Raw genomic sequence first — 23,346 nt, forward strand, 5'->3', positions numbered from 1 at the left:
GCGCGACGCCTCACTCGGCCGAGGTGAGCGGCAGGGTCTGCAGGCGCCTGGCACCGTGGTACGTCGCGGCGACCGTCAGGGCGACGAGCAGCGCCCCGCCGGTCGACGCCGCGACGGCCGCGGTGACACCGAACCGGTCGGCGTCCGCACCGAGCAACGCCTCGGTGAGGCCGAGCGACCACTGCCGCACCGACAGGTTCTGGGCGCCGGGCACGAAGCCGGCGACGGTCGTCTCCCACACGATGGCGTAGAGCAGGCCGACGATGACCGCGTTGCGGGTCACGACGGCCAGGCAGAGGAACAGCGCCGCGTAGGCGGTGCACGCCGCGGCGGCCCCGAGGAGGTACGGCACGACGAGCGCACCGGGCGAGTCGGCCAGGACGAGCATGGCGGCAGCCAGCGGCAGGGCACCGAGCGCCAGCGCGACGACCACGGCCGTGGCCAGCTTGCTCACCAGGATCGTGAACCGGCTGATCGGCTTGGAGAGCAGGTAGACGATGGAGCCGTCGTCGATCTCGGGGCCGATCGACCCCGTCCCCGCCAGGAGGGCGACGAGGGGGACGATCGTGCCGAGGCCGAACCCGCCCACCAGGCCGACCGCCGTCCCGTCGTCCGCCCCGGCGACGACGCGGACGACCGCGGCCATCCCGACGAGGACGAGCGGGAGCACGAGCAGCAGCAGGGCACGGCGGCGGCCGAGGAGCCCACGGACCGTCAGCCGGGCGACAGTGGCGTTCATCGCTCCACCAGGTAGGAGAAGACGCTCTCGAGCGACTCGTCGGCCGGTGCCACCTCGTACAGGCGCACGTCGTGGTTCCGGGCGAGCAGGGGCAGCACGTGCACGAAGGCGGCGCGGTCGGCGGCCCGGACGTGCAGCGCAGCCTCGCGCAGCTCGACCCCGGACGTCGACCCGTGCGCCATCAGCGCGGCGGCGAGCGCCCGGTCGTCGCTGGACCTGATCGTGTACTGGTGCGGCCGTTCGGTCATGAGACGGCGGATCTCGCGGAAGTCGCCGGACGCCGCGTGCCGTCCCGCGACCATCACCTCGATGCTGCCGGCGAGCTGCTCGACCTCCTCGAGGATGTGCGAGGAGAACAGGACCGTGCGTCCGTCGTCCGCCATCCGGTGCAGCAGCTCCATGAGGTGCAGCCGCTGGCGCGGGTCCATGCCGTTGAACGGCTCGTCGAGCAGCAGGACGGACGGGTCGTGCACGAGCGCGGTCGCCATCTTGATGCGCTGCTTCATGCCCTTGGAGTACGTCGAGATCTCGCGGTCCTGCGCCGCCTCCATGTCGACCGTCGCCACGGCCCGGGCCGCCGCCGCCTCGGGGTCGGGCAGCAGGTGCAGCCGCGCGTTGGCGAGCACGAGCTCGCGGCCCGTGACGACGTCGTACATGCCCTCGCGCTCGGGCACCAGGCCCAGACGGCGGTAGATCTGCTCGTTGCGCCAGGTCGGCTCGCCGTCGATCGTCACGCTGCCGGCCGAGGGCGCGAGGAAGCCCGCCATCATCGCGATGAGCGTCGACTTGCCCGCGCCGTTGGGGCCCAGCAGCCCGGTGACGCCCGGGCCGATCGTCATGCTGACGTCGTTGACGGCGACCACGTTGCCGAACCAGCGCGAGACCTGGTCGATGACGACGGTGCTCATGAGACGGACACCGTGCGGTAGCGGACCAGCAGGAGCAGGTACGGGACGACGACGAGCGCCGCGGCCGCGGCGACCCAGGCCAGCCCCTGCGCGCCGTCCGGCAGCACCACGCTGGCCGTCGGCTCGGTACCGAAGAGCCACGCGATCATCGTGTCCACCGTCGAGATCGGTGCGGCGAGGGTCGTCCACGTCGCCAGGTCGTCGCGGCCCTGCGTGACCGCAAGGCCCTGGAGCGCGTTCTGGACGCCGGTGACGACGACGAAGAACGCGATGACCGCCGCGACCCCGAGCCCGCGGCGCGGGGTGACGGACGCCAGCAGCAGGCCGGTGCCGGCCATCACCGGCGCCGTGACCGCCGCGCCGACCAGCCCCTGGCCGAGCTGTGCGAGCGTGTCGGACGCCGGGAAGCCGGCGAGCAGGCCGCCGGCGCCGAGCAGCACCAACGGCAGCGCGAGGAGGCCGAGGACCGCGGTGGACAGGGCCGCGTACTTCGCGGCGACGTAGTCCTGCCGGAGCAGCGGCCGTGAGAAGTACAGCGACACCACCCGGAACCGCAGGTCCCTGCTGACGCTCGCGGGCGCCTGCCCGGCGACGTAGAGCGAGAGCGGGATGTAGAGCAGGAACGCGTACGACGTGAGCTCGAACGGGAACTCGCTCTGGCCGGTCACGTTGACGACGATGGCCACGACGAGGGCCGGGAAAGCGATCGCCGCGAGCAGCAGGAACGGCATCACCTTGCTCTTCGCCGACCGCCCCAGCCCGAAGGCACCGCGCAGGCTGTCGACGTACAGCGCCCGGACGATCGCGGCGCGCCCCAGGCGGGCACCCTCGTAGTGCCGGTAGCCGATGTCGTGGATGACACCGCCGCCGGGCGGCGCGGACGCCGTCCGGCCGTCAGGGGACGTCGACATGGTGCGCCTCCTCGCGCGGTGCCTCGAAGAGCTCGGCCATGCGGTGCCGACGGCGCTCCATGCGCACGAGGCCGAGCCCGAGCCCGGCGACGGCGTCCCGGACGGCGTCGAAGGTGCCCTCGCCGTCCAGCACCACCTCGAGCAGGCGCCCGGCCGGGCGGACGTCGAGGCCGCCCTCGCGCAGCAGCCGGGCGACGTCCCCGGCCCGGTCGTCCACCTCGACGACGAGCACCCCGCTCACCGCGGTGACGTCGGCCGTCGACGACGAGCGCAGGAGGCGGCCCCCGTCGACGACGACGACGTGGTCGCAGATCCGCTCGAGCTCGCCGAGCAGGTGCGAGGTCACGAGCACGGAGATGCCGAAGTCGCTGCCCACCCTGCGGATCAGCCCGAGCATCTCGTCGCGGCCGGCGGGGTCGAGGCCGTTCGTCGGCTCGTCGAGGAGCACGAGCTGCGGGTCGTGCACGAGCGCCTGCGCGAGCTTGACCCGTTGCCGCATCCCGGTGGAGTAGCCGCCGATCGAGCGGTAGCGCTCCTCGTAGAGGCCGACGTGACGCAGGACGTCGGCGGTGCGCTCGCGGGCGGCGGTCGCCGGGAGGCCGGACATCCGTGCCATGTGGACGACGAACTCGGTCGCCGTGGTGTCGGCGGGCAGGCAGTCGTGCTCCGGCATGTACCCGACCCGCTCCCGGATGGCCTCACCGGCGTCGCGGACGTCGAGCCCGAGCACCTCGGCGCGCCCCTCGGTCGCGGGGAGCAGGCCGAGCAGGATCTTGATGAGCGTGGACTTGCCCGCGCCGTTGGCGCCCACGAGCCCGACGACGCCCGGCTCGACGTCCAGGGTGAGGGTGTCGACCGCGGTGATGGAGCCGAAACGCATCGTGAGCGCGTCGGTGGCGATCAGAGGCACGACGAACACCCTAGGCGCGCCGACGGAGGCAGACCCTGCAGCCAGCCCCCCTCCTGCACTGCGGCCGGCCCCCGTGGAGCCGCGGTCGGGACCTGATCGTGATGGCCCGGACACGGTACGAATCCGGCCTTTCGTCGGCGCCATGATCCGGGCATGCTTCGTGCCGCACGGTCCTCACGGATCGCGCTCATCGGGGAGTGGGGCATGCCGCAGTTCGTCGCGCCGCCGGAGTTCCTGGCGGCCGTAGCCGAGCGCCGTCGCCGCCGGCGTCGTCGTACCAGGGTCCTGACCGCGGCCGTTCTCGTCGCCGCGCTCGGCGCCGCCGGGGCCGTGGTCGTGACGCGGGACGGAGGCGACGACGCCACCGCCGTCCCGGCCGCCCTGACGGCCGCCCGGTGCAGCACACCGGCGACGCCGCTCGTCGTCGCCGCGTCGGCGGACAAGTCCGCCCTCATGAAGCGCTTCGGCGAGGAGTTCTCCCGGTCGGGCCAGGACGCGGCCGGTCGCTGCGTGCAGGTCACCGTGGTCCCCAAGTCGTCCGGTGCCGCCGCCACCGCGCTCGCCGCGGGCTGGCCCGAGCGGGACGGCGAGCGTCCGGACGTCTGGTCGCCGACGGGCTCGATCTGGTTGCCGCTCCTGGAGGACCGGCTCGTCAAGGCGCAGCGCTCGAGCCTGATCCCGACACCGGACGACGTACCGCACCTGGCGTCGTCCCCCATGGTCGTCGCCATGCCCCGCCCGATGGCGACGGCGCTCGGCTGGCCGGACAAGCCCATCGGCTGGGCGGACCTGCTCACGCTCGCGTCGTCGCGGAAGGGCTGGGGCGCCTACGGGCACCCGGAGTGGGGCCGGTTCAGCCTGGGCAAGACCAACCCGAACTTCTCGCACGCCGGCCTCGAGGGCACCGTCGCCACGTACTACGCAGCCGTCGGCCGGATGTCGGGGCTGCGCTCAAAGGACATCTCCGCCGCCACCACCCGCCGGTTCGTCGCCGGGGTCGAGCAATCCGTCGTCCGGTACGGCGACACGACGGCGTCGTTCCAGTCGGACTGGCTGCGCGCCGACGACAAGGGCAAGGCGCTGCAGTACATCTCCGCTCTGGTCACCGAGGAGAACCTCGTCCCGTCCTACAACGAGGGCAACCCGACGGGGGACCCCGCCCTGGCGGGCGAGCACCGGGCACCGCAGGTGCCGCTGGTCGCGGTGTACCCGAAGGAGGGCACCTTCGTCGCGGACCACCCGTACGCGCTCCTCAGCGCTCCCTGGGTGACCCCGGCGAAGCGGGAGGCCGCCGACGCGTTCCTGGCGTACCTGCTCAGCCCCACCGTCCAGAAGCAGTGGCAGGACAACCACTTCCGCGACGCCGCCGGCCGGCCCGGCGACGACGGCCTAGCGCAGGGCGTCATCCCCGACCAGCCCCGGCGCGTCCTCACGCCGCCGTCCCCGCGGATCACCGGCGAGATCCTCGACAGCTGGGCGGAGCTGCGCAAGACCGCCAACGTGATCAGCCTCGTCGACGTGTCCGGGTCGATGGCGGAGCCGGTCCCGGGGTCGTCGAAGACCCGGCTGGACGCCGCCGTGGACGCGTCCGAGGCCTCGCTCGAGCTGTTCACCGACCACGACGAGGTCGGCCTGTGGGCGTTCTCCGGCGGCGTCCGCGGCGTGCAGGACTGGGAGGAGCTCGTCCCGGTCGGCCCGATGGACGGCGCGGTGGGCGACCAGGTCCGCCGGAAGGCGATCGCCGCTGCCCTGCGCGACCTGCGGCCGAGCGGCGACACCGGTCTGTACAACAGCGTCGCGGCGGCGTACCGGAGCGTCCTCGACCGCTACCGCGACGACCGCATCAACGCCGTCGTCGTCCTCACCGACGGCAGGAACGACGCCGACGGCGGGCTCCAGCTGCAGGGCCTGCTGAAGCTCATCAAGAGCATCTCGGGCGGCCGGGAGATCCGCGTCATCACGATCGCGTACGGCCCCGATGCCGACGCCGAGAGCCTCGCCGAGATCGCGCGTGCGACCAAGGGGGCCAGCTACGTCGCGGCCACGCCCGCCGACATCCCGAAGATCTACTCCGCCGCGCTGTCGAACCTCTGACCGGGGGCGTCTCGAACCAGGAAGGCTTCCGTCCGGAATCCTGGCTAGCGTCCTGCGCCGAGGTCCCGACGTGAGGCTGGAGGAGACGACCGATGAGCGATGTCGTGACGTGGCTGCTGGACGCCGACCCGGCCGTCCGGTGGCAGGTGCTCCGAGACCTCACGGACGCACCGACCGCCGAGGTGGCCGCGGAGCGGGCACGGGTGGCCGAGACCGGTTGGGGCAAGCGGCTTCTCGACCTGCAGGACGGCGGGCAGTGGGCCGGCGGGGCATGCTTCCCCGGCAAGGACTGGCGACCGTCGCAGCCGGTCGTGGGCGACCCCGAGGGCCAGCCGTGGACCTCGACGCTGCCGACCCTGCGGCTGCTGCGCGAGCTCGGCGTCGAGCCGGGCCACCCCGCGGTGCGCGCGGCCGTGGCCGGCGTCCGAGAGCACTGCCGGTGGGAGTACGCCGGTGAGCCGTTCTTCGCCGGCGAGGTCGAGCCGTGCATCAACGGCGGCACCGTGACGATCGGCGCCTACTTCGGCGAGGACGTCGACGGCATCGTCGCCCGTCTGCTCGGTGAGCAGCTCGAGGACGGCGGCTGGAACTGCGAGGCGGAGAACGGCTCCGTCAGGTCGTCCTTCCACTCGACGATCTGCGTGCTCGAGGGCCTGCTCGAGTACGAGCGCGCGGGCGGCCCCCGTCCGGTCGCGCAGGCACGCCGGCGCGGCGAGGAGTACCTGCTCACGCGCAGGCTCTTCCGCCGCGCGAGCACTGGGGAGACCGTCGACCCTGACTGGCTGTTGTTCTCGTTCCCCCCGCAGTGGTACTACGACGTCCTGCGAGGCCTCGAGTACTTCCGGGCCGTCGGAGGCACCCCGGACCCGCGGCTCGCCGACGCGGTGCAGCACGTCCGCGACACGCAGCAGCCCGACGGCACCTGGCTCCTGGAGAACACCCACCCCGGGCTCGTGCACTTCGAGCTCGAGGAGGGCGACGGGAAGCCCAGCCGCTGGAACACGTTGCGCGCGTTGCGGGTGCTGCGGTGGTACGACGGCCCGTGAGCGCCGCTAGTCGGAAGCCCTCAGGGGCTCGAGGGCGGCCAGGACGAGATCGAGGCCGAAGACGAACTCCTCCGCCGGGTCGTAGTCGGCAGCGAGAAGCGCCGCGGCGGACTCGTTGAGGTAGGGGAACTCCTCGGGAGGAAGCTGCGGCAGGTAGACACCCTCGGCCATGTCGGCGAACTCGTCGGCGGTGTCGAAAGGGAGGCTGGCCTCCTGCAGGGCGAACCCGTAGACGTAGCTGTCGAGCAACCAGTTGGCGTGCGTCGCCATGAGGACCGGGAAGCCGGCCTTCCGCAGGCAGGCGGTGACCGCTTCGCGGTGGCGGAGGTTGGCGGGCCCCGGTGAGGTCCGCGACTCCATGAGGCCGATCGCCCACGGGTGGCGCGCGAGAACCTGCCGGGCCGACAGCGACCGCCGTCGCATCGCCGACTGCCAGTCGGTCTCCTCGGGCGGGAGCTCGATCTCCTCGAACACGAGGTCGATCATGGCGTCGAGCAGCTCGTCCTTGCTCGCCACGTAGTGGTACAGCGACATCGCACCTGCGCCGAGCGCGTCGGCCAGCCGGCGCATGCTCAGCCCGTCGACCCCTTCTCGGTCGGCGATCCGGACCGCCTCGACCACCACCCGCTGCTTGCTCAGACCCGCGTCCGACGCGACCTGGCGGCGTCCCTTCACAGGCACGGGTGGTCTCCTCTCGCTCCCTCCGACGGCTTGACAATCGTACGGCGTACGTCGATAGTACAGCGTACGTCGTACAGCGTACGAACGAGCGTGGATCCACCTGGACATGAGGAGCTCCTGTGGGAACCGAACAGCGATCCGGCGTCGGAGCACGCCCGGTGCCGGGCGCGGGCCCGGCCGGTGCGGCGACGATGCGGGCCGCCGTCCAGCACCGCTACGGCCCGCCCTCGGTGCTCTCGTCGTCCGAGGTCGGGGTACCGGCGCCCGGTCGGCGCGACGTGCTCGTCCGGGTGGTCGCGGCCTCGGTGCATCCCGGCGACTACTTCGTGATGACCGGTGAGCCGTACGTGCTGCGGCTGGCGTTCGGGCTGCGCCGGCCGCGCCACGGCATCCCGGGCAGGGACCTCGCCGGCGTGGTGGCAGCGGTCGGGAGAGCCGTCACGACTCTGCGCCCCGGCGACGAGGTGTTCGGCTGGAGCACCGCGGGAACGCTCGCGGAGTACGCCTGCGTCCCGGCGGACAACCTGGTGCCCGTGCCTGCCGACGTGTCGATCGTCGACGCGGCGGCGGTGCCCACGTCAGCCATGACGGCGTTGCAGGCACTGCGTGACGTCGCGGGCCTCCGCCCGGGCCAGAGGGTGCTCGTCACGGGCGCATCGGGCGGCGTGGGCTCCTTCGCCGTGCAGATCGCCAAGGCGTTCGGCGCCGAGGTGACGGGGGTGTGCAGCACCCGCAACGTCGACCTGGTCCGGTCGCTCGGCGCCGACCACGTCGTCGACTACACCAAGACCGACTTCACCCGCACCGAGAACCGCTACGACGTCGTCCTCGACAACGTGGAGGCCCAGCCCCTCGCGGCTGTCCGCCGGGTGCTGACCCCCACCGGCACCCTCGTCCCCAACAGCGGACGCGGCGGCCGCTGGCTCGGCCCCCTCGGTCGGATCGTCAGGGCCCGTGCGCTGTCCGGGTTCACCCGTCAGCGGCTGAAGCCCTTCCTGTCGGTCGAGAAGCGCCAGGACCTGCTCGCCCTGGCCGACCTGCTCGCGACCGGGCAGGTCAGACCGGTCATCGACCGCACCTACCCCCTCGCCGAGGCAGCCGAGGCCCTCCGCCGCGTCGGGGCCGGCCACACCCGGGGGAAGGTCGTCGTCACCGTCTGACGACGCCGATCCGCGCGAACACCCAGTACCTGCTCGACACCTGCCATCCGCCCGAGACGAAGGAGTGACGACGTGAGCACCCAGAGGACAGAACCCACCGCGCCGGAGGACCGACAGGTCCAGGACCGGGGGTTCACCCCGCGGGTCGTCGGCGGCGCCGCGGTCGCCTACGCCGCGTCGGTGATGGTGCAGATCGCGATGTTCACCGGTGCACCCGACTACGGTGCCTCTCCCGCTGAGGTCCTCGCGTACCACGCCGCGAACCGGGGCGCCGTGTCCGTCGCCGTGGGCCAGGAGGCCCTGAACCTGTTCCTGCTCCTGCTGTTCGTCACGGGACTGCACGGGCTCGTGCAGCGCCGTGGCGGCGCAGGGGCGGACTGGTCGCGGCTCGCGGTGGCAGCCGGGGCGACGCTCTCGGCGGTGTACGTCCTCGTCATGAGCACGCACGTCGCGGTCGTGCTCGCCGCGGACGGCCTGGCCGCACCGACCCCCGCCCTCGAGGTGCTCTGGCAGCTCCACGCCGCGGCCTACGGGCTCTCGCTGCCCGCCCTCGGGGCGACCTTCGTCGGCGCGGCGCTGGCCACCCACGTGAGCGGGTTGACGCGGCCGTGGCAGCGGCTGCTCGCCGTCGCGGGCGGCGGCGTCCTCATCGTGGCCGGCACCGGAAGCCTCGCCATCGCGGACGGCTCGCCCCTGCTGTTCGTCGGGCTCCCGGGGCTGGCGGCGTGGCTCGTCTGGCTCGTGGTCACCGGTGTTCGCCTCATGCGTGGACGCGGCTGACGTCGCTCTCGGAAGGTAGGCGCCGGTCGACGCCGTCCAACTGGTCCTGAAGCCACCCTCGACGTCCGTGATCTTCTGCGGCATCGTGGTTCCGGCCCTGAGATGCGGCCGGTCGCTCACTGCCGACCTCGAACCCGGCGGGGCGGGCGTCCAGCTCTCGGAGCAGCGCTTCGAGCCGAGCCGGCAGGACGACGACCGGAGAGGACGCCATGGCCCGCACCCTTGTGGTCTGCTCGGACGGGACGGGCAACTCCCTGCACCGCAGGGCCAGCAACGTCAGCGCCCTCATCGGCCTGCTGGCCCTGGACCGCGAACGCCAGATCGTCATCTACGACCAGGGCATCGGGACGGGGGCGGACCCGGCCGGTGCCGTCGACCGGCTGCAGACCGCCGCCGCCCGGGACGCGCTGCTCGTCCAGGGCGCCGCGCCCGGCACGGGGTTCCGCGCCGGCTGGGACCGGCTGCGCGGGCAGGCGACCGGCCACGGTCTGAAGGAGAACGTCGGCCAGCTGTACCTGGCGCTCGCCGAGCAGTACGCCCCGGGCGACCGGGTGTTCCTGTTCGGCTTCAGCCGCGGCGCGTTCACCGTAAGGGCACTCGCCGGGCTGCTGCACCGGTGCGGCCTGCCCCGGCCCGGGGACGACGGCGGTGTGCGGTTCGAGCAGGCCTGGACGGTGTTCCAGCAGATGCGTCCTGTCGGCGAGGTCGCTGCCCGGATCGAGGCCCTCAAAGGTCTGAACCAGGACTGCCCGGTGCACTTCCTCGGTGTGTGGGACACCGTCAAGTCGCACGGCGGCCTGCTGCCGGTGAGGCTGCCGCACCTGCGGCACAACCCGGACGTCCGCCACGTCCGGCACGCACTGGCCCTGGACGAGCGCCGGGCCTGGTTCACCCCCACCACCTGGGGCGGTCTCGACCTCGACCAGGAGCCGGCCCGGGCGATGTCCCGGCTGGATCCCGCGGTCCGGCAGCGGATCCTCGACCAGGACGTGCTGGAGGTCTGGTTCCGGGGTGCGCACAGCGACATCGGTGGCGGCGGGGAGCAGCACGCCACCACCGCCCGGATCGCCCTGCGCTGGATGACGAGCGAGGCCGCAGCGGTCGACGGCGGGCTGGCCCTCAGCCCGTCCGGCGTCGCCCTGCTGGAGGAGGCCGATCCGCCGGGCCCACCCGTCATCCATCCCTCCTGGACACCGGCCTGGCGAGCGGTCGAGCAGGTGCCCCGCTTGGAGATCGACAACGCCCGGCTGTGGCCGGTCAGGGTTCCCGGATGGGGCAGCACGGGCGTGCGCAAGCCCGCTCTGTCCCGCCGCGAAGGCGTGGTCCACGTGCACACCACGGCCGCCGACCACCACGCCATCCCCGGCCCGGTGCACCTCTGCGAGACCGGGGTTCCGCACCTCTGAGCCGTCGTCGACCTGGTCTGCACCGGCCACGGAGTCGTAGCGCTCACCTCGGCCACGGGGCGGCGATCGGTCCCGTAGGTGCAGGTCAACGGCATGATTGCCGCGCGGAGGCATCTGCGGAGGGCAAGGGATTCGAACCCCTGAGGACGGGTTGGGTACCGCCCTAACGGTTTTCAAGATCGAGCCAGACGTGCCGATTGACCTGCACAGATGGGCGGGCGAGGAACCTGTCAGCCATGCCGCAGCCAGAAGCCGCGAGGCTCGCCATCGCGACAGGAGATGACGAGGTCGTCGATCATCGCGACCACCGCCTACAACGCACACACCTGTGAGCGGGACTGCCTGGTGATCCATGGCGGCTGCGTGCGCCTCCAGTCGACGGCTGGGGACCCGTCTGACTGCTGAGGAGGTCGCAGTCCGCCCCTGGTCCCGCTGCCCGTCACGATGTGATGCGTGAAGTCACGCCTTCGTCGTGAGAGCTGTCCGCGGGGACGGTCCCGACAGAGGAGGAACCGTGACCACCACATCCACGACGACCACCACGCCGACATCTGCTACCGCGGCGACCACTGCGCAGGGGTCTGACGCTGCTCGGCTCCTCGCCCAGCAGTTCATCGACTTCCTCGAGACCGGGGTCGTCGCCGACGGGCTGTTCGCGCCGGACATGTTCACGGACTTCACCCTGCCGTTGTGGCGGCTCCAGGCAGACACCGCCGATAGCGGGGTCGCGTTGCGGGCGGCAGGCCACCCAATGGTCGGACGCGTACCGCGGCACCGCCTGGACTTCATGGACGGCGGGTTCGTCCTTGAGGTCGAGGAGCAGTGGGAGACGGGCGACGACGAGTGGTACTGCCGCGAACTGTTCCGCGCAGACGTCGTGGACGGGTCGATCCGCGAGCTGGCGGTCTACTGCACCGGGGACTGGCCCTCCGCCCGAGTCGCGGAGCACCGCGCCGCCGTCCGACTCCTGCGTCCCTGACGAACCCGGAGCCCGCTCCTACGATGGTCGCCATGGCGGACCCCGCCGACCCCGTTCACTCCGACAGCGCCGAAGCCGGCAGCCCGGGGCACGGCCCACGTCGCGTGCTTGTCCGCGGCTTCGAGGCCGCCCGTGCGGACGGCGATGTGGTGGCGATGGCGGAGGCCGCCCGCCGGCTGGCCGGTGACCGCCGGTTCGGGGCGCCAGCCGTGTCGGCGGGCTACCTCCACGAGACCTATGAGCGGACAGTGGCGTCCGGGCCGCTGCGGCTGCGGGCATTGCTCGCCGTCGAGCTGGCGCGGGTCTGGGGGTACGCCAACGAGTTCGAGCGCGCGGCGCCGTTCGCCGCGGACGCACTGGAGGTGGCCGAGCGCCTGGGCGACCCGGCCATCCTGGCCGCAGCGTTGGACGCCGACCTGCTCGGCCGCTGGGGACCGGATGACCTGCCCGACAGGGTCGCCGTGGCGGCCCGGCTCGACGGGCTGGCCGGGCGGCTGACAGACGTCGAGGGTCGATTGTCGGCCGCCCTGTGGCGACTGACCACCGGACTGGAGATGCTCGACGTGGTTGCCGTCCACCGCCAGCTCCGGGTCCTCGACGATCTCGAACGCGAGAGCGGCTCGGCCCGGGTGCAGATGTTCTCGGCCTCCCGGCACGGCATGCAAGCGCTGCTCGTCGGGGACGTCGCGGCAGCACACTCTTGCCTGGACACGGTCCGTACAGCTGCCCGGGCCAGCGGCGAGCCGGACGGCGAGGCACTCGTCCATGTCCTCGCGTCCGGGATCGCGCGGCAGGAGGCCGACCGTGAGGCCCTTCGCCGGGAGGCCATCGACTACGAGACGTTCGGGACCACGCAGGGGATCCGCTCGGTGACTGCCGAGGCATGCGTGCTCTGGCTGGAGGCCGGCGAGCCCGACCGCGCGGCGGAACTCCTCGAGCAGGTGGCGCCCGGTGGTCTGGCACAGGTGCCCCGGGACGTGGACTGGCTGCTCGTCGTCACGTCCGTTGCCGAGGTCGCTGCCGGCGTCGGCCTGCCGGGCCTGCTGCGCGAGGCCGTGGAGGAGTTGACGCCGTACACCGGCCGGGGCGTCGTCAACGCCGGGGGTGTCGCGTTCGTCGGCGTCGTGGACCACATCCTCGCGATTGCCTGCGCCGCGCTCGGCCTTGAGAGGGAGGCGGCGCGGCACACCGCCGCGGCGGCCACCGGCTACCGGCGGCTCGGGGCCACGTGGTGGTCGCAACGGCTGCAGAAGCGGGACCTGACGACCCACGGGACGTCCAACTCTCCTCCGCCGACGGCCTCCGCGGCCTCGCCCGACACGATCATGCTGGTCCCCGAGGGGGACGACGTCTGGCTCGTCGGTCCGGCTGACCGAGCCTCGATCGTCAAAGGTGTCAAGGGTTTCCGGTACCTAAGGCTGCTCCTGGCCCGCCCCGCGGTCCCACTGACGGCGCCCGCCCTCGTCGCCGCCGTCAACGGGACCAGCGGCAAGGCGATCCTGCAGGACGCGATGGGCGAACTGCTCGACCGGCGCGCCCTGACCGAGTACCGACGACGGCTCGGCCAGCTCGACGAGATGCTCGACGACGCACAGCACGCCGGCGACCACCACCGCCTGGAACAAATCGCCACCGAACGGGAGTTCCTGCTCGACGAGCTTGCCTCCGCGACAGGCATGGGCGGTCGCGTCCGGCGCTCCGGAGGCGACAACGAGCGGGCAAGAGTCGCCGTCCGCAAGGCGATCGCAACAGCCATCGCTCGCATCGCCGACGCCGACGCCGCAACCGGCCGCCTGCTCACCGACACGGTGCGGACCGGCGCGACCTGCGTCTACAACCCGGATCCGGCGCGCCCGGTGGAATGGATCCTGGACAGCACCTCTGGCACCGCGGGTTGAGGGGGATCTACGGGACACGGCCTCGTGGGCCAGTGGGGATTCAGTGGGTGGTGCCGCTCGCCCCTTTCGTCGCGATGACTTGTTGATCCATCCCGCTCGAGCGGTCGCGGTGGATGCCGGGACCAGGGACGACGTAGACATCGGGGCAGATCCCGGTACGGCACCACGACCGGTAGCACGCATACAAGGAGGCGAGGCGCTCTGGTGTGCGGAACAGCCTTGCCCGCGGCTTCTCAGACATGCCGGAGCTGTACGCCGCTGTGGCCTTGGCTGCCAGGGGGACGCGTGGCACGATCGCTTGAACTGCTTGACCGGAGGGATCAGTCATGGGTCTTCACGCCGCTGTAGCTACGACCATCCTGCCGACATCCATGCCGGACATGGCGCGGACCTTCTATGGCGAAGTCCTTGGGTTGACGTTCCGCGGTCTGGACGCCGACGGGAAGCTCCTGTTCGCGTTGGCCGGTGGCTCGACGTTGGCGTTGATCGAGAAACCGGCCGGCTCGCAAGCGGACCACACCGCCATTAGCTTCGAGGTCGGTGACATCGGTGAGACCATCCACGAGCTGCAGGCGCGCGGCGTGGTGTTCGACGACTACGATCTTCCCGGCCTGAAGATGGTTGATCACGTCTGCGTCCTCGGCGCCGAGAAGGCCGCCTGGTTCAAGGATCCCGACGGCAACATCCTGTGCCTCCACGAGCCTCTCAACCGCTGACTCCACAGGCAAGACACCACCCGGATCCTCGAACCGAGACCCCCGGTTCGGGACCGACACTCCACCGACGGGCGCGAACTGAACCCGCCGACTTGCATGGGCGGTGCCAAGCGCACGAGGAACCGATCAGCGCCCAACCGCCGCCGTCTCTTGGCAGGCACTGCGCCCAGGCCCGGCCACACAATGCGGGAGCCGGGAACGGCGCCCGGTCTGACGTGTGACCGGCGCACCGGGCGCCGCCACTCCCCGCAGGTTCCCCTGCCTGGCCGCGGGTAGCGGAGACGGGATACCCAGAACCGGGCACCGCCAACCATGACGTTCGCGAGATCGCCAGTTCGGCCGGTATGTCACGCATCCATGATCGGCCCTACAGTGAGCCTGCTCGAGTGTCCGCTCGGCCTTCCCCTACCCCCGTTCGGGAGCCGCAACGGCCTCGGGTCATCGCCCTGGCGGGTCACCCACCGACCCGCGGCGGGCCGACGCCGGGCCTCGACCGCCTTGCTGCCGGGCACCGAGGACCTCAGGTACCCGCCGGTCGAGCGGCTCGTCGGCCAGTGCTTCGCGCGAGCGACGGGCACGCACAAGGTCCTCCTGCCGCCGCCCGGGTCCGCACCAACCTCACCGGCTTGTGCCGGATCCTCGCCGAGGACTTCGGGTCGTCCCTCGACGACGCCGTCGACACCGTCCCCTGGATGTGCCAGAAGATCGCCTTCAACGCCGACCGGCTGCTCGCCCACCCCGAGCACGCCGACCAGCTCGCCGCCGACCTGCTCGGCTGGACCGACGACGACGTCCCCGACGGCCGCCCCCCGGTCCGGCACGAGGGCCTCGCCGTCGAAGGCCGCCGGCTCGCGTTCCGGTCCCGCGGCGCCACCCTGACGATCGCCTGCTCGTGCGGCGGCCGTGTCCCCATCGACCACGAACCCGACGCCATCCTGCGCTGCCGGGACTGCGGCGAGTGGGGCGTCCTCGCGCACTGGAAGGCCCGGCTCGCCCCGAACCTCGACAAGCCCATGACGGCCCCCGACCTCGTCGCGTGGCTCGCCCTTGAGCACCGGCTCGCCGTCAGCGAGCAGACGCTGCGGCAGTGGGCGTCCCGCGGGAAGGTCGCCCGGCACCCGAAGGACGACGCCGGCCGGACGACGTACGACCCCGTCGAGGTTGCCGGGTTCGCCCTCGAGCAGCGCTCCAAGCGGACACGCCGGACGCGGCCGGCGTGACGACGTTGGGGCGCCGAGTGGTACCAGACGACACGCCGTCCGGCAGTCTCGAATCCGACGAACACGCCTGAACGGTGTCGGATGCCCCGCTACCGTCGATGGCCATGACTACCGTGCTCGACCTGAACGGCGGCGTCGTCGGGTCCGACGTCTCGCTGCGTTCCCCTCACGCGAGCCGCGAGACGATCCGGGGCACCCTGCGAGCTCTGTCGTTTCGAACCGTCGAGGGCCAGGACCAGCCCGTCGTTCACCTGCAGATCGAGACGATGGGTGGCATCGCCCGGATCACCGTGCCCGCCGACACGCTCGTGGACGTGCCCTGGTGAGCGGCCTCGAGTTCATCGCCGACATCGTCCACTCCATCGCGTGGCCGGCAGTCGTCGCGCTACTGGTGTGGACGCAGCGCAAGGCGATCGCCGTGTTCGTCAAGAAGGTCAAGTCGGTGTCTGCTGGCAAGGACGGCGTCACCGCGCTCACCGAGCTTCCGGCGCCACCCGAACTCACGAAGGCCGCCGCGGACGCAGACGCTCCGCCCACCGATCGCGAACTCGCCGCCGCGGCACGGCGAGTGACCTTCAACGGCGACAGGACGCGGCCGCCGGAGACGCGTGCCGGCGGCGACTACGTCACGCGCAATCAAGGATTCCCCGACGACGGTCCCCCGGCAGCGCTCGTCGGCGCCGCGACCATCAGGCGCGAGGCGGCAACCGAGCTCATGCGGCAGGCATTCGCCTTCGGGTACGGGGCGCGTGACATCTGGCCCTCAGCCTCCACCCCTGAGCTCGTCGTGAAGTGGCGCGACGGGCAAGAGCCGCTCATCCTGATCCAGGGCAAGCACGCGGCGACCGAGGTCGCCCCGACCGACGAGGGCGGGCTGTGACGGACGACGAGCCGGACAACATCCGACGACTGGACGACGCGCGCGCCCGTCGCGCAGAAGGCACGGACGGCGTTGACCTCGCCACCATCGGCGCCGACGTCGCCGACCTCCTCGCAGGCAGGGGGCGGCACGCCACCCACATCCGCGAGCAGGTCGGCAGGCTGGTCACATGCTCCTGCGGCCTCGTGGTCGCGCTGCGGTAGCTACTCGGCCCCTGACTTTCGTGGGGCTCGCGACACGAGTTGACGGCGGCGGGCCGTGGAGACCAGCGCGGCCCCCGCCCTCCGGCAGGGAGGCGGGGGCCGGCAGACGACGAGGTCTCAGCCGCCTGGAAGGAGAGCAGCCTGCACGCTGACAGGCCTGTCGGATGCTCACCAACGATTCAGGTATCGGCCGCCGCACCTACTGTCTTGACTAGGGGCTCGGTGCGGGAACGGGAGCGGATGTGACGGATCCGTCACGTGATCGACGTCCCGCTCCGGCAGCCCTACAGTGGCTGTTGCCCGAGTCGCCGAGCACTCTCTCCGTACCCCCTGTTCGGGAGCACGCTCATCTCGGGTGATCGCCCGGGTGCATCCCCCCGAGACGCCCGGGCGGGCGGCCGGGCCCCGGTGGTCCTTCAGACCCAGCACGCCGCCGGGGCCCGGCTCGCCAGGCATCCGTCGGCGCCCCTCCGATGACCTCGTCGCGCGAGTGCCGCGCTGACGAAGTGACCTCGGTGAGGCATACGGATGAATCGCACCGATGTAGTTCGTCAACTCTGAGCGAAACACTCAACCAGACCCTACTGTCACCCGTTGTGACGTAGGTATGGTCAGGGAACAGTGCCAGACGATCGAGAGGTCCGTTGTGTCTCAGGGGTCGACGTTCTTGCTTCCGGGATCGCCGCCGGAGTTCTACACCGACGCGGTGCGCATCAACGTGTCCCCCTACGGACTGAGGCTCGACTTCGGGCTGCAGGCAGATTCGCCGAATGACTCGCGTGCCCAGGCAGTCGTACGGATGAGTCCTCAACACGCTGTCATCCTCTACCAGATGCTGAAGAAGACCCTGAGGGCCTACGAGGATCAGGTCGGAAAGATCAACATGCCGGACCGGCTGTACACCGAGCTGGAGATCGAGAAGGAGATCTGATGTCCGCGCTCGCGCAGGTCACCACTGAGGTCCCCGTCGGCTTCCAGACCCATGTCACGACTCGTCAGCCGTCAACCTTCGTTCAGCTCACCAGCGTGCAGGACGAGGTCTCCTCGTTGGGCACCACGAAGAACATCGAGTGGCGCCGCCAGGTGGACTTGGGTCCGGATGGCCTCGGTGGACTCGTTTCGCTCGAGGTGGACGTCCGCAAGACAGAGTCCTACGTCTCGGTGGTTGATCCCACCACCGGCATCTTTGGCGTCGGCGGCAGCCTTGCTGAGGCGGTGGCCGACTTCCGGGAGGCCCTAACCGACTTCCGCGAGGTGCTTCGCCACCAGGACGACCTGGCTCCGGCGATGGCCCGTCTCCTTGCAGAGCTGCTGCGCCTGGCGCCCACCAAAGCGTGACCGTCAAGAAGGTCGCGGACGTCCAAGCCGCCCTCACCAGCAAGGGAATGACTGCGGACGAGTCGTCTCACCACAAGATGCTTCGGCTCGAGGTCGCCGGCACCACCAAGGTGGTGACACGGATCTCTCATGGCATGAAAGAGATCGACGAGCATCTTGGCGCCCTGATGGCCAAGCAGTGCTTCCTGCACCTCAAGGAGTTCTGGGACCTGGTTGACTGCCCGCTGTCTGCGGAGCAATGGACCGCGAAGATCCAGGAGAGGTCAGTGGGCGGCCGCAATCCGTTCCTCGGGTACTAGCGGGGGCCTGGCGACGCCCCCCGCGGTGCCATCTCAGCCGTGAGTCAGCGCAACGGGGCCGGGCAAGGTCAACCCGGGTCACCCGGGTGTCTTCCTTCGACCGCAGCCTTCCGCGGCCGTCCTGCGCGCCGCGGGGTCGCTGCGTACGACTCGAGATCCCGGGCCAGGCAGACCGGCCCGGCCGCGAGGTCGACGACCTTGCGGATCCGGCCGTCGCGGACGAGCTCGCGTGCCCGTGCCTTCGAGACCCCCAGCTGGGCGGCGATCTCGGAGATCCCGACGAGTGCCGGCACGAGGGGCTCGGCAAGGCGCCGGTCGAACTCGGGCTCGTCGAGGACCTCGAGGAACCGGGTGCGGACCTTCACCCCGGGCAGCCCCTCGTGGATCGAGCGGGCGAACTCGGCCGTTGCGCGGGTCGTGGCGGCCTTGAGGGTGTCGGCCTCGACGCAGAACCGGACCGTCCACATGCCGGCGTCGTCCGGGCCGGACATCGACGGCAGAACGTCGTCCGCGGTCGGCAGCGCGTCCATGAGGGAGTCGGCGACGTCCTCGACGTCGACGGGCTTGGCCGGCTCGTAGCCGACCTGGGCGAACCACAACACGGTGTCTCCTTCTGGTGCGGGTCGCCCGGCCGGCCCCGTGGGTGGGCCGGCCGGGTCGACCGCGGGCTGGTGGTCGTGCGAACCTGCTGAGTGGTGCCCCTCCCCGTCTGCTTCGGGGAGGGGCACCGCCGCGTCAGCGGCCGCGCCAGGTGAAGCCGTCGCGCCGGAGCTTGGACAGGGCGTTGGACAACGCCCGCCAGTCCTTGGCGGTCGGGCTGATCACCGTGACGACTCGCCCTTGCTGTTGCGCACCATGTACCGGTGGGACGCCGTCACGGTGACGGTGTACCCCTGGTCGATGAATGCGGTCAGAATGGGCCGCAGGTTCAGCATCAGTATCACCTCCTTTCCTTCTCGCTGACAAGGAAAAGACTATCAAGAATCCTACTCATCGGGAAGGATTTTCGGTAGACTTGTCCCATCAGGTCGAGCAGGGGAGAGGGGCACTGTGGAGGGCATCTTCTACATCCGGGCCAACGCCGCCACGCAGATCCTCGTCGCCATCGTCCGGACGTTCGTCCTCCCCGAGGTCATCGTCACCGAGATCGACGAAACCATCCCGACCGGGGCCATCCTCATCGACACCTACGAGGGGAAGTGTGGAACGGCCGCGTCGTCGTCGCCCGCGACGAGAAGGCCTTCAACCGCCGGATCTGCACCTGGGTCGTCGCCACCACCCCCGAGCAGATGGCGTTCTTCCCCCGCCACGAGGCCTCCCTCGCGTTCATCCTCGGCGACGACGCCGACTTCACCCCCGACCCCGACATGGCCCGCTGAACCCGCAGGGCCCCCTGACCCCACAGGGCCCCGGCCCTGTGGACAACCACGCCGGCCCCGCTGCTGGCCCCGGTACCGTCGCCCCATGCCCGCTGAGATCCCACCCCAGTACGACCCCTCGGCCCGGCCAGACACCCCGCTCCTGGACCGCGCCACCGAGCTGCACCTCACGCTCGCCGCCATCGGCGCCTACTTCGACGCCACCCCCCAGCTCGTCGCCGCCTGGCTCACCTGCAGCGCACCCATCCCGCCAGGACACCGTCACGACCTCGCGCAGCTCCTCAAGGTCGACCGCCTCGAGGACCTCGACCCCCGCGCCTGACCCCACTACGAGGTCTGGCTGTGCGCCGAACGACGTGACGCGCCGCTGACCAGCGAGAACTTGCACCGCCACGGCACCCGGCTCGATGCTGTGACACGGCGGAGCACCACCGTGCCCCCGTCACCACGAGCCCCGGCCACCCCGACGGACCGGGGCTCGCGCACGCCCAGGGCGGAGAGCGTCGCCCGAGTCATGCGTGCGGGGTGAACGCGCTGACCAGGGCATGGTCCTCGAAGCGAGCAGCACCCGACCCCCTGCTCCAGACCCACGACCACCCTGTCCAACACGCAGCCCGAGTGCGTCGACTGCTCCAACCGCTCGGGAGCCGCTGAGAGCAACGCAGCGCGCTCGCGGCGGCCCGTCGTGCCCTCGTGTCCAAGCCGGTCACGTCACGCGACTGGTGAGCCCCCTGGGGCCGGGGGAGGGGGGCACCCAGGCGACGGGCCGGGCCCGCCGCCCGACCCCGCGCCTTTGCCGCCAGGCCCGGCTCGTTCCAGCGGGCTGTTGGCCTGCCCGCGACGGCTGATCGGACGCCGGTGTGGAAGGCTGGGACCGGGCCTTCAGAAGTCCGCGACCGGCGACACGAATCCGAATGCCCGCCGCCATGACTGGCCCCTCCGCGGGTCACGGACCATCCGGGTACCGCCGGTGCACCCGCTCGGTCGGCGACTTAGATGGCTCCCGGAGGGCAGGCTCAGCAAGGGACGACGACGGCGCGTCTCGTATGGCAGCGCTTGCAACACTCGGATGCCGATGGTCCGATCGGCACGCCCCGGCAACATGCCGCGACCGGGGAACGCGCCCTAGGGTGGGTTGCCCGGCGTATGGCGCGCCAGCGCTGCGGTAACCAGTCTCACGGACTCCGGCCGGGTGCGGCACCAGGGGCAGATCTTCCAGTCGGGGTCGAGCTGGCGGGCGCAGTTCTGGCAGTGTCCGCGGTCGAGGGTGACGGCGCACCAGGGGCAGACGACCATGTCGGACTCGACGCGTCGTTCGCAGGCGGGGCAGGCATGGGTGCCGCCGGCGTCGGAGTGGGTGACGCGGGCGGCTTCCTCGAAGGTGGTCTCGCCGCGGCGGGCCTTCTCGATGGCGGAGGCGCGCAGGGTGGCCATCCCCACGGCGCGGGCCTGGGCGCCGACGGCGCCTTCGGAGGGGTCCTTGATGAGGACCTGGCGCATGGCGGAGTCGACGCTGAGCACCTCGTAGACGGCGGTGCGGCCCTTGTAGCCGGTGCCGCCGCACTCGGGGCAGCCGGCGCCGCGGCGCGGCAGGGTGCGGCCGAACATGCCGGTGACGTCGGCGGGGGTCATCCCGAGCATGGCGAGGGTGACGTCGTCGGGCCGGTAGGTCTCCAGGCACGACCCGCAGGGGCGGCGGACCAGGCGCTGGGCGACCGCGGCGGTCAGCGAGGACGCGACGAGGAACGGTTCGGCGCCCATGTCGACGAGCCGGGTCAGGGCCGCGACGGCGCTGTTCGTGTGCAGGGTGGTGAGCACGAGGTGGCCGGTGAGGGCGGCCTTGAGGGCGAGCTCGGCGGTCTCGGCGTCGCGGACCTCGCCGACCAGGATGATGTCGGGGTCCTGGCGCAGGATCGAGCGCAGGCCGCGGCTGAAGGTCATGCCCTGCTTGTCGTTGACCCCGACCTGGGTGATGCCGGGGAGCTGGACCTCGACCGGGTCCTCGAGGGTGACGATGTTCTTGTCCGGGGTGCGGATCTCGGCGATCGCGGAGTAGAGGGTGTTCGTCTTCCCGGAGCCGGTCGGGCCGGTGATGAGGACCAGGCCCTGCGGCACGTTGAGCGCGGCCCGGAACGCCGCGAGCTGGTCGGGTTCGAAGCCGAGGCTGTCCAGGCCGGGGACGGCGTCGCCGCGGGTGAGCAGCCGGATGACGACCTTCTCCCCGTGCAGCGAGGGCAGGGTGCTGACCCGGGCGTCGACGGCCATCCCCTCGACGGAGAACCGGGTCCGGCCGTCCTGCGGGACCCGCCGCTCGGCGATGTCCAACCCGGACATGATCTTGATCCGGCTGATCGCCGACCCGGCGATCCGGCGCGGTGCGTTCATCACGTCCCGCAGCAGCCCGTCGACGCGGTAGCGCACCCGCATCACGTCGCGCTGCACCTCGACGTGGATGTCCGAGGCCCGCAGCCGGACCGCGTCCGCGAGGATCTGGTTGACCAGCTTGACGATCGGCGCGTCATCGACCGAGACACCGCCGCTCGGCGCCGCCGCCGCACCGTCCTCGTCGTCCTCGACGTCATCGACGATCGCCTCCACCGACGCACTGTCCTGACCCAGCGACCACGCCCTGCCCAGCTGCTCACGCACCTGCGAGTCGGTCGCCACCGCAACGGTCAGGTCCCGAGTGCGGGTGTAGAGCCGGACGTCGTCCAACGCGAGAACGTTCGTCGGATCCGAGGCGGCAACGAGCAGGCCACCGCTCGCAGTCCGGTCGACCGGAACGACCCCGGTGCGTTCGGCGATCTGCCGTGGCAGCAACCGGACCACGTCCGGCGCGGGGATGATCTTCGACAGGTCGATCAGGTCCAGGCCGAGCAGACTCGCAAGACACTCGGCGACATCCCGTTCCGACGCCAGACCCAGATCCGCGACCACCTGACCCAGCCGCCGCCGCGGGCCCTGCGACGAGCGCTGGACCTCCAGCGCGAGATCCAGCTGCTCGGGCGATAACAGTCCGTGCTGAACCAAGACGTCGCCGAGCCGCTTCCTGCCACGCTGGACCGGCACCGGCACCGCCACGCCGCCGCCGATCGGCGCCTGGCGCGCGTTGGAGGGAGCGTCGAGCGGACCGTCGCCGCTATGCCGGCCTACCACTGGCCATCACTCCATCGGCCGCCGTGGCGCACACCATCTGGGGTGCCGCAGAAGACCGAAGATCCATGACCTCATGCTGGCCGAGTTCTTGGCCGGCATGCCGGATGCGCGGGACGACACGCCCGCGGTCGCCGATGGGCGGCGCGTCCCCAGCTCGTTCACATCGGCACAGGTGTATGACCGTGTGAGCCTTTGCAGGTTGCCACTCGGACACCCGCTTCAACACCAGGACGACATCGCGGGAGGCGTTGCCGGCCCGGGGTCCGGCACATGTTGGGCTATGCGCGGCCGGCGGGGCGAAGGAGCCGAGGGGAGTTCCATTTGGCATCGCTGAGAACCAGGTGGCGCACGCAGCCGGGTCCATCGTGGGGCTTGCGCGCGGCCGTTAAGATCGCAGGTCGTTGCCGATGCTGAAGGTGGGCCGTCATGACCGAGGTGCTGAGGGTGCGTCCACTGCTGCCGGCGGACGCGTTGGCGGACAGGATTGCGGGATCCTGGGTCCGCGACGCAGCGCTTGTCGCTGGCGGTGTCGGTCTGTTGGCGTTGTCGGCGCAGGTAGCGATCCCTGAACCGTCCCCGGTCTGGTGACTGGTCTGAAGCCACGAGAAGGTGGTCTTTGTGCCGGCACCGAGGAAGTATCCGA

The 23,346-nt window shown here is 71.4% G+C and carries 26 protein-coding genes; 18 read left to right on the forward strand and 8 right to left on the reverse strand.

Annotated features, from left to right (window positions below):
- Positions 1-10: 10 nt before the first annotated feature.
- From ECOMGDLI_RS21040 to ECOMGDLI_RS21055, 4 genes are read right to left on the reverse strand one after another with little or no spacing between them, the layout of a single operon-like run.
- Positions 11-739: an ABC transporter permease subunit gene (locus ECOMGDLI_RS21040; RefSeq protein ID WP_088318818.1), complete on the reverse strand. Its 729-nt coding sequence runs from the start codon at positions 737-739 to the stop codon at positions 11-13.
- Positions 736-1,647: an ABC transporter ATP-binding protein gene (locus ECOMGDLI_RS21045; RefSeq protein WP_088318819.1), complete on the reverse strand. Its 912-nt coding sequence runs from the start codon at positions 1,645-1,647 to the stop codon at positions 736-738. Before ECOMGDLI_RS21045 ends, ECOMGDLI_RS21040 begins: the two co-directional genes overlap by 4 nt.
- Positions 1,644-2,558 carry a hypothetical protein gene (locus ECOMGDLI_RS21050; RefSeq protein ID WP_088318820.1) on the reverse strand — a complete coding sequence of 305 codons (915 nt, stop codon included), beginning with the start codon at positions 2,556-2,558 and terminating at the stop codon, positions 1,644-1,646. The genes ECOMGDLI_RS21045 and ECOMGDLI_RS21050 overlap by 4 nt, the downstream gene beginning before the upstream one ends.
- Positions 2,542-3,468 carry an ABC transporter ATP-binding protein gene (locus tag ECOMGDLI_RS21055; RefSeq protein WP_088318841.1) on the reverse strand — a complete coding sequence of 309 codons (927 nt, stop codon included), beginning with the start codon at positions 3,466-3,468 and terminating at the stop codon, positions 2,542-2,544. The genes ECOMGDLI_RS21050 and ECOMGDLI_RS21055 overlap by 17 nt, the downstream gene beginning before the upstream one ends.
- 153 nt (positions 3,469-3,621) lie before the next feature.
- On the opposite strand from ECOMGDLI_RS21055, the gene ECOMGDLI_RS21060 reads away from it, so the two are divergent.
- Both ECOMGDLI_RS21060 and ECOMGDLI_RS21065 read left to right on the forward strand, forming a co-directional pair.
- Positions 3,622-5,562, forward strand: coding sequence for a substrate-binding and VWA domain-containing protein (locus ECOMGDLI_RS21060; protein WP_088318821.1), 1,941 nt, complete (start codon positions 3,622-3,624; stop codon positions 5,560-5,562).
- A 92-nt stretch (positions 5,563-5,654) separates the two neighbouring features.
- A complete protein-coding gene (locus ECOMGDLI_RS21065; protein ID WP_088318822.1) occupies positions 5,655-6,608 on the forward strand; it encodes a hypothetical protein in 954 nt (317 codons plus the stop codon).
- 6 nt (positions 6,609-6,614) lie between these two features.
- Here ECOMGDLI_RS21065 and ECOMGDLI_RS21070 read toward each other — a convergent pair whose 3' ends face one another.
- A complete protein-coding gene (locus ECOMGDLI_RS21070; protein ID WP_088318823.1) occupies positions 6,615-7,289 on the reverse strand; it encodes a TetR/AcrR family transcriptional regulator in 675 nt (224 codons plus the stop codon).
- 191 nt (positions 7,290-7,480) lie between these two features.
- Between ECOMGDLI_RS21070 and ECOMGDLI_RS21075 the strand changes: the two genes are divergently transcribed.
- The 13 genes from ECOMGDLI_RS21075 (at position 7,481) to ECOMGDLI_RS21135 (ending at position 18,168) form a co-directional block, all read left to right on the forward strand.
- Positions 7,481-8,449 carry an NAD(P)-dependent alcohol dehydrogenase gene (locus ECOMGDLI_RS21075; RefSeq protein WP_088318842.1) on the forward strand — a complete coding sequence of 323 codons (969 nt, stop codon included), beginning with the start codon at positions 7,481-7,483 and terminating at the stop codon, positions 8,447-8,449.
- A gap of 72 nt (positions 8,450-8,521) precedes the next feature.
- Positions 8,522-9,229: a hypothetical protein gene (locus ECOMGDLI_RS21080; RefSeq protein ID WP_198955062.1), complete on the forward strand. Its 708-nt coding sequence runs from the start codon at positions 8,522-8,524 to the stop codon at positions 9,227-9,229.
- Positions 9,230-9,438: 209 nt separating this feature from the next.
- Positions 9,439-10,635 (forward strand): DUF2235 domain-containing protein, encoded by a 1,197-nt coding sequence (locus tag ECOMGDLI_RS21085; RefSeq protein ID WP_088318824.1) that lies wholly within the window; start codon positions 9,439-9,441, stop codon positions 10,633-10,635.
- Between the two features lie 514 nt (positions 10,636-11,149).
- Positions 11,150-11,614 (forward strand): hypothetical protein, encoded by a 465-nt coding sequence (locus ECOMGDLI_RS21090; protein ID WP_198955063.1) that lies wholly within the window; start codon positions 11,150-11,152, stop codon positions 11,612-11,614.
- Between the two features lie 32 nt (positions 11,615-11,646).
- Positions 11,647-13,512 (forward strand): hypothetical protein, encoded by a 1,866-nt coding sequence (locus tag ECOMGDLI_RS21095; RefSeq protein ID WP_143447825.1) that lies wholly within the window; start codon positions 11,647-11,649, stop codon positions 13,510-13,512.
- A gap of 326 nt (positions 13,513-13,838) precedes the next feature.
- On the forward strand, positions 13,839-14,228 hold the full coding sequence (locus ECOMGDLI_RS21100; RefSeq protein ID WP_088318826.1) for a VOC family protein: 390 nt from the start codon (positions 13,839-13,841) through the stop codon (positions 14,226-14,228).
- A 554-nt stretch (positions 14,229-14,782) separates the two neighbouring features.
- Positions 14,783-15,448 carry a hypothetical protein gene (locus tag ECOMGDLI_RS21105; RefSeq protein WP_143447826.1) on the forward strand — a complete coding sequence of 222 codons (666 nt, stop codon included), beginning with the start codon at positions 14,783-14,785 and terminating at the stop codon, positions 15,446-15,448.
- A gap of 104 nt (positions 15,449-15,552) precedes the next feature.
- Positions 15,553-15,774: a hypothetical protein gene (locus ECOMGDLI_RS21110; RefSeq protein ID WP_088318828.1), complete on the forward strand. Its 222-nt coding sequence runs from the start codon at positions 15,553-15,555 to the stop codon at positions 15,772-15,774.
- Entirely contained in the window at positions 15,771-16,328 is a 558-nt protein-coding gene (locus ECOMGDLI_RS21115; protein WP_088318829.1) for a hypothetical protein, read from the forward strand. The genes ECOMGDLI_RS21110 and ECOMGDLI_RS21115 overlap by 4 nt, the downstream gene beginning before the upstream one ends.
- Complete coding sequence (locus ECOMGDLI_RS21120; RefSeq protein ID WP_088318830.1) at positions 16,325-16,531, forward strand: hypothetical protein; 207 nt, start codon at positions 16,325-16,327, stop codon at positions 16,529-16,531. The genes ECOMGDLI_RS21115 and ECOMGDLI_RS21120 overlap by 4 nt, the downstream gene beginning before the upstream one ends.
- Before the next feature lie 607 nt (positions 16,532-17,138).
- Positions 17,139-17,462, forward strand: a complete 324-nt coding sequence (locus ECOMGDLI_RS21125) for a DUF3467 domain-containing protein (protein WP_088318831.1) — start codon at positions 17,139-17,141, stop codon at positions 17,460-17,462.
- On the forward strand, positions 17,462-17,869 hold the full coding sequence (locus tag ECOMGDLI_RS21130) for a hypothetical protein (RefSeq protein WP_088318832.1): 408 nt from the start codon (positions 17,462-17,464) through the stop codon (positions 17,867-17,869). The genes ECOMGDLI_RS21125 and ECOMGDLI_RS21130 overlap by 1 nt, the downstream gene beginning before the upstream one ends.
- Complete coding sequence (locus ECOMGDLI_RS21135; RefSeq protein WP_088318833.1) at positions 17,866-18,168, forward strand: hypothetical protein; 303 nt, start codon at positions 17,866-17,868, stop codon at positions 18,166-18,168. Before ECOMGDLI_RS21130 ends, ECOMGDLI_RS21135 begins: the two co-directional genes overlap by 4 nt.
- A gap of 68 nt (positions 18,169-18,236) precedes the next feature.
- Here the strand turns inward: ECOMGDLI_RS21135 and ECOMGDLI_RS21140 are convergent, their stop codons facing one another.
- Both ECOMGDLI_RS21140 and ECOMGDLI_RS36320 read right to left on the reverse strand, forming a co-directional pair.
- The gene (locus ECOMGDLI_RS21140) at positions 18,237-18,770 is read right to left on the reverse strand and encodes a hypothetical protein (protein ID WP_088318834.1); all 534 of its coding nucleotides are present in this window, start codon (positions 18,768-18,770) and stop codon (positions 18,237-18,239) included.
- Positions 18,771-18,989: 219 nt separating this feature from the next.
- On the reverse strand, positions 18,990-19,112 hold the full coding sequence (locus tag ECOMGDLI_RS36320) for a hypothetical protein (protein ID WP_255396014.1): 123 nt from the start codon (positions 19,110-19,112) through the stop codon (positions 18,990-18,992).
- A gap of 255 nt (positions 19,113-19,367) precedes the next feature.
- Between ECOMGDLI_RS36320 and ECOMGDLI_RS21145 the strand changes: the two genes are divergently transcribed.
- Both ECOMGDLI_RS21145 and ECOMGDLI_RS21150 read left to right on the forward strand, forming a co-directional pair.
- Positions 19,368-19,547 carry a hypothetical protein gene (locus ECOMGDLI_RS21145; protein ID WP_088318835.1) on the forward strand — a complete coding sequence of 60 codons (180 nt, stop codon included), beginning with the start codon at positions 19,368-19,370 and terminating at the stop codon, positions 19,545-19,547.
- 85 nt (positions 19,548-19,632) lie between these two features.
- Entirely contained in the window at positions 19,633-19,869 is a 237-nt protein-coding gene (locus ECOMGDLI_RS21150; protein ID WP_088318836.1) for a hypothetical protein, read from the forward strand.
- 803 nt (positions 19,870-20,672) lie between these two features.
- Here the strand turns inward: ECOMGDLI_RS21150 and ECOMGDLI_RS21155 are convergent.
- Positions 20,673-22,628, reverse strand: a complete 1,956-nt coding sequence (locus ECOMGDLI_RS21155; RefSeq protein WP_233153568.1) for an ATPase, T2SS/T4P/T4SS family — start codon at positions 22,626-22,628, stop codon at positions 20,673-20,675.
- A gap of 501 nt (positions 22,629-23,129) precedes the next feature.
- Here ECOMGDLI_RS21155 and ECOMGDLI_RS34790 point away from each other — a divergent pair.
- Positions 23,130-23,291 (forward strand): hypothetical protein, encoded by a 162-nt coding sequence (locus ECOMGDLI_RS34790; RefSeq protein ID WP_158221093.1) that lies wholly within the window; start codon positions 23,130-23,132, stop codon positions 23,289-23,291.
- Positions 23,292-23,346: the final 55 nt, after the last annotated feature.

This window comes from Kineosporia sp. R_H_3 (assembly GCF_002198675.1).
Classification (GTDB): Bacteria; Actinomycetota; Actinomycetes; order Actinomycetales; family Kineosporiaceae; genus R-H-3.

Coding starts and splice junctions, on each gene's coding strand:
- ECOMGDLI_RS21040 (WP_088318818.1), bottom strand. CDS start 739: ATGAACGCCACTGTCGCCCGGCTGACGGTCCGTGGGCTCCTCGGCCGC.
- ECOMGDLI_RS21045 (WP_088318819.1), bottom strand. CDS start 1,647: ATGAGCACCGTCGTCATCGACCAGGTCTCGCGCTGGTTCGGCAACGTG.
- ECOMGDLI_RS21050 (WP_088318820.1), bottom strand. CDS start 2,558: ATGTCGACGTCCCCTGACGGCCGGACGGCGTCCGCGCCGCCCGGCGGC.
- ECOMGDLI_RS21060 (WP_088318821.1), top strand. CDS start 3,622: ATGCTTCGTGCCGCACGGTCCTCACGGATCGCGCTCATCGGGGAGTGG.
- ECOMGDLI_RS21065 (WP_088318822.1), top strand. CDS start 5,655: ATGAGCGATGTCGTGACGTGGCTGCTGGACGCCGACCCGGCCGTCCGG.
- ECOMGDLI_RS21075 (WP_088318842.1), top strand. CDS start 7,481: ATGCGGGCCGCCGTCCAGCACCGCTACGGCCCGCCCTCGGTGCTCTCG.
- ECOMGDLI_RS21085 (WP_088318824.1), top strand. CDS start 9,439: ATGGCCCGCACCCTTGTGGTCTGCTCGGACGGGACGGGCAACTCCCTG.
- ECOMGDLI_RS21095 (WP_143447825.1), top strand. CDS start 11,647: ATGGCGGACCCCGCCGACCCCGTTCACTCCGACAGCGCCGAAGCCGGC.
- ECOMGDLI_RS21100 (WP_088318826.1), top strand. CDS start 13,839: ATGGGTCTTCACGCCGCTGTAGCTACGACCATCCTGCCGACATCCATG.
- ECOMGDLI_RS21110 (WP_088318828.1), top strand. CDS start 15,553: ATGACTACCGTGCTCGACCTGAACGGCGGCGTCGTCGGGTCCGACGTC.
- ECOMGDLI_RS21125 (WP_088318831.1), top strand. CDS start 17,139: ATGGTCAGGGAACAGTGCCAGACGATCGAGAGGTCCGTTGTGTCTCAG.
- ECOMGDLI_RS21130 (WP_088318832.1), top strand. CDS start 17,462: ATGTCCGCGCTCGCGCAGGTCACCACTGAGGTCCCCGTCGGCTTCCAG.
- ECOMGDLI_RS21150 (WP_088318836.1), top strand. CDS start 19,633: ATGCCCGCTGAGATCCCACCCCAGTACGACCCCTCGGCCCGGCCAGAC.
- ECOMGDLI_RS34790 (WP_158221093.1), top strand. CDS start 23,130: ATGACCGAGGTGCTGAGGGTGCGTCCACTGCTGCCGGCGGACGCGTTG.